Origin of the sequence: Pontibacter vulgaris (genome assembly GCF_022758145.1) — a bacterium.
Lineage (GTDB): Bacteria > Bacteroidota > Bacteroidia > Cytophagales > Hymenobacteraceae > Pontibacter > Pontibacter vulgaris.
The window spans coordinates 190,542-203,099 of the sequence record NZ_JAJVDH010000003.1 but is presented as its reverse complement, the minus strand read 5'-3'; the positions used below and the strand labels follow the sequence as shown (position 1 = coordinate 203,099).

Here is a 12,558-nt window from a genome sequence, read left to right as displayed (position 1 = left end):
TGGTTAGTCCCTTGGGTTGGGCAGTCAGGGTGCTTTATGAAGCGAAATTTGAAGTATAATCCAACAGGTATAATGCCCGGTTATATTACCAGTCCGGTTTAGAAGGATCGGGTTTGACAGTTGACTTTTTAGGTAGTTGCTGGATGTATTGCAACTCGGCGCTGCGCATGGCATCCAGGAGCATCTTTGCTTTTTCCGGGCTGATGTTCATTTGTTTCAACCGGCTACGTTGCGTACGGGCACGTTCATCCTGATCGCTGATGTTTTCTGATGTGTTGCGTTGCGGCTGCTTAGGATCGAAGTCGCCGTTCTGGTTTAGGCCTTTGGTGTCACCTTCCTCGTTTCCGGTTTTCTGTTCACGCTTTTGGTTTCCCTGGTCAGGTTGCTGCCTGCTGTTTGCATTGTCCTGTTTTCCTGTCGGGTTATTTTCTGCTTTTCCTTTGTCTGCTTCTTCGTTCTGCCCGGTTTCAGTTTCAGCTTCCTGGTTGCCCTGGCTGTCGGGCTTCTTTTTTGGCTTAGGCTCCTGTTCTCCGGCAGGTGGCGGTTGCAATGTATCTATTGGTTGCTGGCCTTCCGGTTCCGGAAGGTTATCCTGTTCTTCTTCAGCTGCTTTGTCTGGGTGAAGGTCCAGGTATTTTTTCAGCAATTCATAGTTATAGCGCGCGGCATCATTGTCTGGCTCGGCTATTAATGCATTCTTAAATAAAGAGAGTGCTTGTTTATACTTCTTTTGGCTGGCGCTGATGTGTCCCAGTTGCAGATGAGCAATTGCCCGCATATGTGCCGACGGGTTATCTGCCAGCAGGCGATACGTTTGCTGTGCCTGATCTAACAGGCCTGCCTCGAAATATGAATGGGCAAGGTTCAGTCGCACCTGATCGTCCTGTAATTCCAGGTCGTTCAGGAGATACTCGTACGCAGTCATAGCCTTGGCGTAATCCTTTTGCCTGTAAGCGGCAGCACCCTCTTGGGCGTACTGGTTAACCTTTGAGATCGTTTTTATGCCCCCGGTGAGCAGGCTTACCAGGAAAATAAGCAGCAGCGAAAACTTCATATCCGGATGATTTTTATAGTTAATAAAACATCCAGTACGATCAGAAACAGGGCCATTGCCAGCGGGTAAATATACTTATTGGCTGTTACGTCCACGGTTTTGCTTTCGCGGAGCTCACCTTCTATATTATTAATAGCACTGATAAGCCTGCTTACCTCGCTCACGCGCTCATTTACTTCAAAGTATTGTCCGTCGGTAAGGTCAGCCAGCTCACTTAAACCATCAGGGTTAAGGTGGGTAATAATAGTTTTACCTTCCTGATCCAGCTTATAGCCACGGCCTTCGGGTATGCGGCTGCCTTCAGTGGATCCAATACCCAGTGTAAACACCCGTATATTTTGTTCGCGCAATTTTTCTGCCAGCCGCTCCTGATCTTCGCCGAAGTCCTCTCCATCACTTATCAGAACCAATATGCGGGCTTTCTGTTCTTCTGCCTGAAGCCCGGGTTGTTGCTGTTTAAATTTATCGAGCACCAGTTGTAGCACCGGGCTATAACTGGTGCCGGAATTTGGCATCAGGCCGGTGTGCAGCGTTTGGGTATAAAGTTGCAGGGCGTTCTGGTCGTAGGTGAGGGGACTCTGGATAAAGGCTTCGTTAGAAAAAACAATGAGCCCGATACGATCAGAGTTAAATCGGCTGATGAGGCGCTGAATTTCGTTTTTGGCTTTGTTCAGCCGTGATGGCTGTACATCCGTCGCATCCATCGATCTGGAAAGGTCTACCGCAATGTATAAATCTTTGCCTATGGTTTTAATCTCCTTTTTCATGGCACCGAAAGACGGGCCAAGTATGGAAATGAGGATGAGGCCGACATATAAATGGCGCAGCACAAATTTTACCCAGATGGCGTGCGGCCGCTGTTTAAAGAAGTTTGCTACCCGCCATACCCGCAGCAAATACCCAAAGTACAGCACCACAAAGAGGGCGCCGAAAAGTATCTCAAGCAGGGTCAGGGTCTGGTACCAGTTCATGTGTAAACGTAACGGGTGCTTTGCATAAAATTGCACCGCGCAATAGCAAATATACTAAAGCAGGCTATACTTTGGAGAGTAAATCTTTCGGCTTACACTTTAGTTTGCGGGAAAAATCAGTTGGCTATACTTTAGATATATGATAGGGTAAGGGGTTTTTATACTTCGGGCGAAATTTTTTTGAAGTTTTTAGGAGGCAGCAAGATTAATATTATCAATTACTTATGCGTTGGCGAAGTATAAAATGCGCTTTTTAAGGTTTAAAATGAAGTAAATTATTCCGGCAGGTATTGTGCGTTCTGATAGAATGTCGTATGTTTGCATCATCTTCAGCAGGAAGATACCCGGAGAGATGGGTGAGTGGCTGAAACCAGCAGTTTGCTAAACTGCCGTACTGGAAACGGTACCGGGGGTTCGAATCCCCCTCTCTCCGCAAGCGAAATATTTTTAAATTAAATTTTGACTATTTAAAAACTTCGCTTACTTTTGCATCGCAATCAACGAAAAGGTCACTTGAAAAAGTGAAAATGGACTTGAAAGCAAAAATAGTTCGGGGTGTAGCGTAGCCCGGTATCGCGCCACATTTGGGATGTGGAGGTCGTAGGTTCGAATCCTGCCACCCCGACTAAAAATTTCGGAAGCAATTCCGAAATTTTTCATTTAAGGGATACGGTAACCACTCCGTAGCAATGGTCTCATAGCTCAGCTGGATAGAGCAACTGCCTTCTAAGCAGTAGGTCTTTGGTTCGAATCCAAATGGGATCACTTGATAATCAAGCCAGATAACACAAGTTGTCTGGCTTTTTTGTTTAATAACGTTTTCAATTATGTTGTTGGGAAATCTTCCTAAAATATAAATTCCCTATTCAATTTTCTCCTATTTATAATACTACTGCAATACCTAGTCTGCATTTAATTTAAAAGGCTCTGTAATATCTCTTTCCTGGTTTATACTTATTTTCTTGAAAGACTAAAGTATAAGATTATCAGCCATCAGCAGCATAAATTTGATAGGGTAAATTGATTATCAAGATAGATAATAGACCAATGCCGGTGCTGATCTTTTAATATGGTTTAAAATAATCCGAAATTACTCCTACAGTTAACTAAGTATAAAATTTGATTACCTAACTTTCCTGCAAAATCCATCTACTATGAATTTTTACTCTGATAATCCCTTAAACCGCAGGGCTGAGCTTCGAACTGATAATGCGCTGATGAAGCAATATCTGGATGCAGAAACCACGCGGTTTATTGTTGTGAGTGATGCCAAAAGCCTGCTGAGAAGACAGGAACAGCCGGAGGTGGCGTTTCTGCTACGTGCAGAGTTGGATGATATACTTACTTTAGCGCCAATACAGGTGTTTTTGGGTACAGAAGGAGAGGAGGCCTATGTTGCACTTGGTTTAGAGGGGCAGCATGAGCAAGTAGAAAGTTTGTTAGGTCATACTTATACATTCCAGGATTTGAGGGGCGTAACACCATTTTTGCCGAGACAACATAGTGCGCTGCTGGCGCATGCCAGGGCAATGGTTTATTGGCATATACGCCACAAGCACTGCTCCGATTGTGGTGAACCAACACGTAGCCAGGCAGGTGGCCACGAACGCCATTGTGAAAACTGTGGTAAATTACATTTTCCGCGCACTGATACCGCCGTTATTGTCCTGATATCGGAAGGAGATGCCTGCTTGCTGGGGCGCCAGGCCATGTGGGCACCGGGGCAATATGCTACGCTGGCCGGCTTTCTGGAGCCAGGCGAAACACTGGAACAAGCCGTTGCCCGCGAGGCGCACGAAGAAACTGGCGTAGCATTACAAAGTATAACTTACCATTCGTCGCAGCCGTGGCCTTTTCCGGGAACCATTATGGTGGGTTTTATGGCTACTGCAACCAGCAGAAGTATAAATGTGAACTACGATGAGCTGGAGGATGCCCGCTGGTTTACACGCCAGGAAATTGCGGAAAGCTTGCAGGCAGGCACATTCCGATTACCATCGCCGGTATCCATATCGTACCGACTTATTCAGGATTGGTTTAACCTGGATGCGAAGTATAAGCTGGAAGACTTATTGTAGAAAGATTTTAAACTAAACAGGTGTAAAAATATACTAGATGCGTCTGGCTTCTGTTATATATAGCAATTATACTATGTAATCTATAAGACCATGAGACCCAGACTGCCGCTGTTACTTCTATTGCTGCTGATTTGCAGCAGTACCCCACTTATTGCTCAAACCATACTTGTAAAGGGCAAGGTTACCAATATGGAAACGGGTGAGCCAATTGCTTATGCCTCGGTGGGAGTAGCCGGAAAAGAATTAGGCACAATTGCCAACAGCCAGGGCAACTTTCAGGTTAAAATTCCTGCCGAAAGTATAACTGATATAGACAAGCTCATTATTTCAAGTATAGGTTACGAGCAAAAAGAACTGCCGGTAAAGTATGCGGGAAATGGTACGCTTGCCGTAAAGCTGAAACCTCAGGCAATTGGCCTGCACGAAGTTGCAGTAAGGCCCCGAAAGCTGAAGGCAAAAGTGCTGGGCAAGAACGACCGGGAGTATTTTACAAGTGCTGTGTTTTTTACCAGATATGATGTAATAGATGATAAACTGGGCAAAGAAACCGGCAACATCATCTCCATAAATAAAAGCTGTTACTTAAACGACTTTAATATTTATGTAAACTACAATGAGTTTAAAAGCATCAGATTCAGGCTGAATTTATATGCTGTAAGAGAGGGCTTACCCCAGGAATCGCTGCTGAAGGAGGATATTCAGTTTGATATTAGAGATAGGCAAACAGGATGGATACAGGTAGACTTAAGAAAGTATAACCTTCATGTGGAGGGGGTGGATAAAATAGCGGTAACCATGCAGTGGCTTGAGAGCAAAGGTATTGATGAAAACAGTAAGCTTTTCAATATCTCAACGGCCATTTCTCCTGCACATAAAGGAGTGTTCAGAAATAAAAGTGAAGCGAACTGGGTAACGTACCCCTTTTACCACAGCATGTACTTTAACAGTGATTGCTACAAAGAGAAAAGCGAAAACACAATTGCCGGTTAAACCAGCTAGCTATCTTTTAATGCGATGGGCAGATCTCCAGGTCTGATTTAACTTCTACTAAAGTATAGCGTTCATTTTTGTTACCGAAATTGGTCTGGATGTAGTTGAGCAGGTTCAGGATCTGGCCATCGTTCAGGTGCTCTACGCCGGGCATGGCCTGGTTATACTTTTGCCCGTTCACGGTTATTTCTCCAGCCTGCCCATGCCGGATAAGGCAAGCAAGTGAGCGCCGGTGTTTTACAAGGTAATCAGAGCCTGCAATGGGCGGAATTACACCACGCAGGCCGCTGCCATCGTCCATATGGCAGCTTGCGCAGTTGGCGGTATACAGTTTCTCGCCCTCATTCTTTTTTTTGGTGAAACACTGCGTAAGGGTAGCCAGCAGCGCAAAGCCAATGAATGCTGTAAGCAGTTTATTTTTTCTCATGCTGCTGTTCTTTCAACAGTACTGGAATGTCTTTTAAAAGCTTATCTACTTCTTCGGCAACGGTGCCATCGTAAATGCCCCGGATGTGGCGGTTTTCATCAACCAATACAAAAGCGCCGCTGTGCACAAAGCCGCCTGCTTCGGCCTTGTCTTCCTGGGCAGTTACCATGTAGCGCTGGGCAATGTCGTAAATGCTGTCTTTCTGGCCGGTTACAAAATTCCACTTAGGAGCCTTTACACTTAGCCTGTCAGCATACTCTTTCAGAACAGCCACAGAGTCGTGTTGCGGGTCTATAGTATGGGAGAGGAGCATCACCTGCGGATTATCTTTATACTGCTCATACACGCGCAGCATCTGGCTTTTCATTTTAGGACAGATGGTGGGGCAGGTAGTGAAAAAGAAATCGGTAATGTATATTTTGCCTGCAAAGGTCTGGTTGGTTACCTGTTGGCCATCCTGGTTTGTGAAAGCGAAATCCGGTACTTTCGGGTAAAGGGTATCGGCAACGGTCTGGCCGTTTACTTCGCGCTCCACTACATCGCGTTCGCCAAGTATAGGCAGTTTTTGCTCGGCGTTATTGCAGCCATAGAACAGGCCAGCAGCCAACGTTAAGGCAGGTATAAAACCAATGAATTTATACTTTTCTTTATTTAGGTTCATATTGTTCGGTTAGTTTTCGGGCTGCCGTAATGGTGCTGTCCATCTGGCGTTGCACTCCTTCTATTTTAGCCTTTTGCTCCTGCAGGTATTGCATGGCCTCTTTGTACTGCAAACTGTCAGGAGCCTGGTACTGGTGCATCCAGCTCATCATGGCTTCATCGGCTTTGTCTAGAGATGTTTCCTGGCGTTTAAACAAGCCGGTTGCGGCAGTATCTGCTGTTTGAAGCGAATCCTGGAGGTGCTGGAGCCGGCGTTTAAGCTGATGTATAGTACCCATTTTAGCCATAGCTTCGTCGTGCACATCCAGCACGGTTTTCTCTAAAGTAGCCTTTTGTTCTTCCTCGGACGGGCCGCTCTTGCAGGCTGCCAAAAACAGAAGCGTGATCGCAAGTAGTACCTGTAATCTTTTCATGAGTAGCTGATTGATCTGCACTGCAAAGGTAAGGTATAAGATGCTGAGTTGTAAAAGAACTTTATACTATAGCTATTTTACCTTGCATGTTTATTTTGTAAAGGTTTGGGCATGCCAATGGAACTCAGGCTCAGTACCCAAGATGATTATAATGGCGCGGATTAGGCCGGGAGCAACTATATAGATTACTATTGCTTGAGTTTAAGGTATTCGCCTATTAAAATGGCGGTAGGATATAGCACTTCTTCTTCTGTTTGTGCGTGTAGTTTTAAGGCTTCGGTAAAACGGACAACTTCCGAATGTTTTTCGTCTGTGGCAGCTTTATTTAAAGCTTCTAAAGTAGTTACTATCTGCTGGTGTTCTTTAAGCATTTGCTGGAATTCCTGTTTTAGTTTTTCAGACATGGCAATAGCAGCTTTTGCATCGGCAGGAGCCTGTCCTTTTGCCAGAGCAGGGAGTAAGCCAAGAGGCGGTAGTGCATACTCTTCTTCTTTCACAAAATGGGGATGCAGCATTTTAGCAACAGATTTAGCGGCCACACCGGTTTTACCAGGCAATCTGGTAAACTTTTCTAAATTCTGATGAAGCTCTTCATGCTCCGCTTTCAAAGATTTGGGAATTTGAAATTTCATAGCAGTAGCAGTTTTTTTCTCTTTGGGTTGTTTTAAATGCGTGCTGTCTTTATGATTTTGAGCTTGTAAGGAAAGTGATGCTGTCAGCACTATAGTCATTACTAAAACCGGATATTTCATAGTTTTATACTTTAGTAGATAAATAAACCTCTTAAACAGAGTACTTTATATTACGAACTATCTGATTACCTGGTAGTAATGAAAAATGGATGGGAAAGAAAGAAAGTGTATAGTTGTGTTAATATGTTAAGCAGAAATGATGGGGTTTACTTGGCTATCGTTCTGATTAAAACAAAGAAACAGAATACACTTTAAACTGAATGGTGTATCCTGTTTTTAAAGTTATTGCCTCTTTGATTGGGTATTAAAATACAGCAAAGTATAAGTGATAACGTCTTGTATAAAAGGCAGACGAGGCGTAGCCGAAGTATGGCTTTTATACCATGTTCTCTGATGCTATTTTGTCAAACCATATTTAACTCCATATGACAATACTTTTACCTTCAATTAAGTCTGATTCAATTACCCGAGTGTCTACTGCAACGGCGTTATTGGCAAGCGTTAATTCCCATATGTCTTGATTCCTTTCCATTGCACACCTTGAAAATCCATTAGTATAAAATACTCTCCTGGTTTATCTTCTACAAATCTGATAGACTCTTCAGATGTTTTATCTGAGAAGAATGTATTCTCATTTTCGGGATATAATACTCCGTTATTGATACCTTTTTGATATACATATAGACTATCATTTTCAAGTTTTATGGTCAGCGTTAGGTGACCAGCATCTACAAGATCATAAGTCCCTTCATATTTCTTAAGAATAGCAGGTGAAATGTAAACTGATTTACGATCAATGGCTTCCGGCATTTTAACTGTTTGCCCTCTCAGGATACTTTGTAAATCACGTACAAGCTTTTCAAAAGGAAGCGCATCGTAATTAGCGAGAAAAATGATGGTATACTGGTCTTCAAAGTTTCTCTCTACATACGCCCTTTTCCCGCGGGTTCCTCCGGCATGAGAAATGCTCCCATTATGGGTTATTGACTTATAATTCTGTTGGTCCAGCTTTTTCAGGAATAAGGCCAGATCATCTGCGGTTGAATGTAAATTCCCCATCTTCATTTCATTCTCCAGGACCGAACATTCACAGACAATGCTATTATCGTCATTCAGGTAATGTCCGTAGGCATAATCTGTTAATCGACCTAGATCTTCATCAAAGTTACCTCCTGAATGGTTCATGCCTAAAGGCCAGAAAAAAGCGTTCTCGAGAAAACCCGAGAAGGAACCCCCATGCAGCTGACCAATTATGTAGTACAAAAGTTGAAAACCAACATTGGAGTACTGCTGTTTAGTACCGGGGGAAAACTCTAAAGCCTCTTTGGCAGCAAGGGCAACCACTTCATCAGCAGTGAGCTCAATGGGATGCTTGACGCTTGCTCCTAATTCTCTGGGTAAACCGGAGCGGTTATCCATAAGATGCTGGATGGTTATTTTATCGCCATTCGGAAAACCGGGAATGTATCTCTCCAGCAGATCCGTTCTTTTAAGCTTGCCTTCATTTTCTAGTTTTACCAGGCTTACTTTCGCAAACAACTTTGCAACTGACCGCAAGTCAAACTGGCTTTTTTCAGTTACAAAAAGCGACGAGGAGGTGTCTGTGCCTATGTTATAAGCTTTTCTCAAGATGATGTGCCCGTTCTTTTCCAGTAGCACCACACCGTTGAATTTTTCTAATTTGGTAAGCCGGGCTAGATAAGTATCGCTTACGATACTCAATGAATCTTTTGCTGCGATAGTGGTATCCGATTCTGAGTGAATACGTGGACTACAACCCGTGAAAGTGAATGCAATACATAAAGTTAAAATATACCTCATCTTTTTTTCGCAAAGGAAAAACAAGTTATGCGCTCTTAATTGTAAAAATGGAAACCACTTTAGTGGCGAAGTACAAACTCAGGTATATTATTGAAATAATGACGGGGTGTTACACCACAAACATTTTTAAAATCACGAATAAAGTGAGATTGATCAAAGTATCCGAATTCATAGCTTAGCTGGGTGAGGGATAGTTCGGTATTTTTTACCTTGTGTTTTACCAAAGCAAGAATGCGTACCGTAATGATAAACTTCTTCAGGCTATACATGACCTCTTTCTTAAAAACCTTGTTCAGGTATTGCCTGGATTTATTAAAAACAGCGCTAAGGTCATTAACCGTAAGAATTCCTTGTTTGTCATAAATGTAAACACAAAGTGATTTCACAACTTCCATTGTGGGTGTTAGCCTGATACATTTATTTAGCATATACAGATCTGCAATTGAATACCGGCTGGCCAAAGGTTGTTCTTTGAATAAATCCTCATGTAGATCCAATAAGCTTGAATCTACGTTTGCCAAATCCACCACGCCTCTGGTTTTTACATTAGAGAAAAAATAAGAATTAACCCAAGGCTGTACTTTGATGGCAAAAAATGTAAGTGTGTTCCTGATCGCAATTCTGTAAGGTGGTTTTAGGCCATGAATGGTGAAGACTTGGTTGTTTATCGGAATGAACTCTGTCTTGCTTCCATAAAGAAAGTCGGCATCCATTTCTTCAAAGAACACAAAATCATAGCAGCAATCGTCTATGACAGGTATGTGCTTTATAACACTATCATTCTGTATATGGATGCAGTAGTATTCTTTTAACACCTACTGGAGAGACTTCTCCGGGAAACTGGTTTCTGTGATCATTTATTAAAAATTACAGAGAAGAATCTGAAGAAGCCCTGTAATGCCTCTGATTTGATGCGTGCATCAGCTGGATTCATATTATTTAATGCTCTTTTGGTGTTGTTTCAGGCTTTTCCTTCTAGATTCTCAAGTCTACTGTAAAGTTGTCGATGTAGCCTCCACAGAGCTTATGTAGTACTTCCCAGGCTTTATATTCCAAGTAATCTGCATGTATTACACGTAAAATGAATTGTATATCTGCTTTCTCGCCTTTTAAAGGTCCAGGGAACAGGAATTCTTTACATTCATCTTCTAAGCTTCCTTCGGATTCTTTGCACCCTAAGAATAGAAGCATAAAAAATCATGAAGTTTAGAGATACATTTTTTATTAAATCAGGTTACAGAGAACTAACGGATAAACGAAAACATACGCTTATCTGCACTATGTGCGAAGGTATATTACCTAATTTTACTAATCCTGAAGATACATTATTCCTGCATTAATACTTATAGTTTGCCAATAAAAAAGCCGGCCATACTTTAAAGTATAGCCGGCTTTTCAATTACTGTTATTTTATACTTACACGTCTACGCGTGCATACTTCGAGTTACGCTCAATAAAGTCGCGGCGAGGGCCAACCTCATCGCCCATCAGCATCGAGAACAGGTGGTCTGCCTCGGCAGCAGATTCAATTGTTACCTGCTTTAAGCTTCTTACATCCGGGTTCATGGTCGTGGTCCAGAGCTGCTCCGGGTTCATTTCACCAAGACCTTTGTAGCGCTGCACACCAACCGATTCGTCTTTACCTTTTCCAAGTTCAGCAATGGCATCCATACGGTCCTGTTCGCTCCAGCAATAACGCTCTTCTTTACCTTTTTTAACCAGGTAAAGCGGCGGAAGGGCAATATATACATAACCGTTCTCGATCAGCTCGCGCATGTAACGGAAGAAGAATGTCAAGATCAGGGTTCGGATATGCGATCCGTCCACGTCCGCATCCGTCATAATGATAATGCGGTGATAGCGAAGCTTCTCCATGTTCAGGGCTTTCTCGCCATCTGCCGTTCCGAAGCTTACCCCAAAGGCCGTGATCATGTTCTTGATCTCTTCGTTCTCGTAAATGCGGTGCTCCTGTGCTTTTTCTACGTTCAGGATCTTTCCACGCAACGGAAGTATAGCCTGGAACCTACGGTTACGGCCCTGCTTGGCAGAACCACCCGCAGAGTCACCCTCCACCAGGTATATTTCGCAGTTTTCAGGGTTGCTGTCAGAGCAGTCGGCCAGTTTACCAGGTAAGCTGGTGCCGGAAAGTACACTCTTGCGCTGCACCATTTCGCGTGCCTTGCGGGCTGCGTTACGGGCCTGTGCGGCTAGTATAACTTTCTGAACGATGATGCGGGCTTCTTTCGGGTTTTCTTCCAGGAACTGAGTCAGCATTTCGCCAACGGCAACATCAACCGCACCGGAAACTTCAGAGTTACCCAGCTTGGTTTTGGTCTGGCCTTCAAACTGTGGCTCAGCTACTTTTACAGAAATTACAGCCGTTAAACCTTCACGGAAGTCATCACCGGCAATGTCAATCTTCACCTTATCCAGCATGCCTGATTTATCGGCATACGATTTCAGGGTACGGGTAAGGGCGCGGCGGAAACCGGCTACGTGCGTACCACCTTCTATGGTGTTGATGTTGTTTACATACGAGAAAATGTTCTCGGCATATGACGTGTTATACTGCAGGGCAATCTCAACAGGTACACCGTTTTTCTCGCTCTCTACGTGAATTGGCTCCGGTATCAGGTTCTCGCGGGTCTCGTCTAGGTAAGCAACAAACTCCTTCAGACCACCTTCCGAGTAGAAAGTATCGTTAAGTGGCTCGCCCTGCTCGTTCATTTCGCGCAGGTCTTTCAGGTTAATACGGATGCCTTTGTTCAGAAACGAAAGTTCGCGTAGACGGCTGGCTACCGTATCGTATTTATACTCGGTTACGGTAAAAATGGAAGCATCCGGCTGAAAGGTAACCGTAGTACCTGTTCTGTCAGTTGTTCCGATCTCGCGAACCGGGTAAGCAGGCGCACCAATGTTATAATGCTGCTCGAAAATTTTACCGTTACGGTGCACGGTTACGTGCAGGTCCGTGGAAAGGGCGTTAACGCAGGATACACCCACGCCGTGCAAACCACCAGATACTTTATAGGTGTCTTTATCGAATTTACCACCGGCGTGCAATACCGTCATTACTACCTCTAGGGCAGAGCGGCCTTCTTTCTGGTGGAAATCTGTTGGAATACCACGGCCGTTATCCGATACCGTGACAGAGTTATTTTCGTTTATAGTGACGTTGATCTCGTCGCAATGGCCAGCCAGGGCTTCGTCGATAGAGTTATCTACTACTTCCCATACCAGGTGGTGCAAGCCTTTTATACCAATGTCGCCGATATACATGGCCGGACGCTTACGAACTGCTTCGAGTCCTTCCAGTACCTGTATGCTATCAGCTGAATAATTGTTTGCTCTTTGTGCTTCTACTTCACTCATGTGTGTTACTAAGGTAGATTAATAGTAGGTAAAATTACCACTTTTATTTCGTTTATGCTATACTTTTAAACACAGCTTTG

Annotated in this window: 11 protein-coding genes and 3 tRNA genes; 5 read left to right on the top strand and 9 right to left on the bottom strand. The window is 43.7% G+C overall.

Translation table 11 applies throughout. The features are described 5' to 3' along the window. Nucleotides 1-85 precede the first annotated feature (85 nt). Together LWP20_RS06245 and LWP20_RS06240 are read right to left on the bottom strand one after the other, a co-directional pair. The gene (locus LWP20_RS06245) at nt 86-1,054 is read right to left on the bottom strand and encodes an aerotolerance protein (RefSeq protein ID WP_242927265.1); all 969 of its coding nucleotides are present in this window, start codon (nt 1,052-1,054) and stop codon (nt 86-88) included. Beyond that, entirely contained in the window at nt 1,051-2,025 is a 975-nt protein-coding gene (locus LWP20_RS06240; RefSeq protein WP_242927264.1) for a VWA domain-containing protein, read from the bottom strand. Before LWP20_RS06240 ends, LWP20_RS06245 begins: the two co-directional genes overlap by 4 nt. 346 nt (nt 2,026-2,371) lie before the next feature. Here LWP20_RS06240 and LWP20_RS06235 point away from each other — a divergent pair. The 5 genes from LWP20_RS06235 to LWP20_RS06215 all read left to right on the top strand — a co-directional run bounded on the left by LWP20_RS06235 (nt 2,372) and on the right by LWP20_RS06215 (nt 5,093). Further along, nucleotides 2,372-2,458 (top strand) — tRNA-Ser (locus tag LWP20_RS06235). Between the two features lie 118 nt (nt 2,459-2,576). Further along, nucleotides 2,577-2,650 (top strand) — tRNA-Pro (locus tag LWP20_RS06230). A gap of 66 nt (nt 2,651-2,716) precedes the next feature. Further along, nucleotides 2,717-2,790: transfer RNA gene (locus LWP20_RS06225), tRNA-Arg, on the top strand. Between the two features lie 389 nt (nt 2,791-3,179). Further along, nucleotides 3,180-4,103 carry an NAD(+) diphosphatase gene (gene nudC / locus LWP20_RS06220; protein WP_242927263.1) on the top strand — a complete coding sequence of 308 codons (924 nt, stop codon included), beginning with the start codon at nt 3,180-3,182 and terminating at the stop codon, nt 4,101-4,103. A 90-nt stretch (nt 4,104-4,193) separates the two neighbouring features. Beyond that, nucleotides 4,194-5,093, top strand: a complete 900-nt coding sequence (locus LWP20_RS06215; RefSeq protein ID WP_242927262.1) for a carboxypeptidase-like regulatory domain-containing protein — start codon at nt 4,194-4,196, stop codon at nt 5,091-5,093. A 16-nt stretch (nt 5,094-5,109) separates the two neighbouring features. Here LWP20_RS06215 and LWP20_RS06210 read toward each other — a convergent pair whose 3' ends face one another. The 7 genes from LWP20_RS06210 to gyrB all read right to left on the bottom strand — a co-directional run bounded on the left by LWP20_RS06210 (nt 5,110) and on the right by gyrB (nt 12,478). Beyond that, entirely contained in the window at nt 5,110-5,520 is a 411-nt protein-coding gene (locus tag LWP20_RS06210; protein WP_242927261.1) for a c-type cytochrome, read from the bottom strand. Then, nucleotides 5,507-6,181 carry an SCO family protein gene (locus tag LWP20_RS06205; protein ID WP_242927260.1) on the bottom strand — a complete coding sequence of 225 codons (675 nt, stop codon included), beginning with the start codon at nt 6,179-6,181 and terminating at the stop codon, nt 5,507-5,509. Before LWP20_RS06205 ends, LWP20_RS06210 begins: the two co-directional genes overlap by 14 nt. Then, nucleotides 6,168-6,593 carry a hypothetical protein gene (locus tag LWP20_RS06200; RefSeq protein WP_242927259.1) on the bottom strand — a complete coding sequence of 142 codons (426 nt, stop codon included), beginning with the start codon at nt 6,591-6,593 and terminating at the stop codon, nt 6,168-6,170. Before LWP20_RS06200 ends, LWP20_RS06205 begins: the two co-directional genes overlap by 14 nt. A 188-nt stretch (nt 6,594-6,781) precedes the next feature. Further along, nucleotides 6,782-7,345, bottom strand: a complete 564-nt coding sequence (locus LWP20_RS06195; RefSeq protein WP_242927258.1) for a hemerythrin domain-containing protein — start codon at nt 7,343-7,345, stop codon at nt 6,782-6,784. Between the two features lie 441 nt (nt 7,346-7,786). Continuing rightward, a complete protein-coding gene (locus LWP20_RS06190) occupies nt 7,787-9,106 on the bottom strand; it encodes a serine hydrolase domain-containing protein (protein ID WP_242927257.1) in 1,320 nt (439 codons plus the stop codon). A gap of 59 nt (nt 9,107-9,165) precedes the next feature. Beyond that, nucleotides 9,166-9,819 carry a helix-turn-helix domain-containing protein gene (locus LWP20_RS06185; protein WP_242927256.1) on the bottom strand — a complete coding sequence of 218 codons (654 nt, stop codon included), beginning with the start codon at nt 9,817-9,819 and terminating at the stop codon, nt 9,166-9,168. A 703-nt stretch (nt 9,820-10,522) separates the two neighbouring features. Next, nucleotides 10,523-12,478 carry a DNA topoisomerase (ATP-hydrolyzing) subunit B gene (gene gyrB / locus LWP20_RS06180; protein ID WP_242927255.1) on the bottom strand — a complete coding sequence of 652 codons (1,956 nt, stop codon included), beginning with the start codon at nt 12,476-12,478 and terminating at the stop codon, nt 10,523-10,525. Nucleotides 12,479-12,558 lie beyond the last annotated feature (80 nt).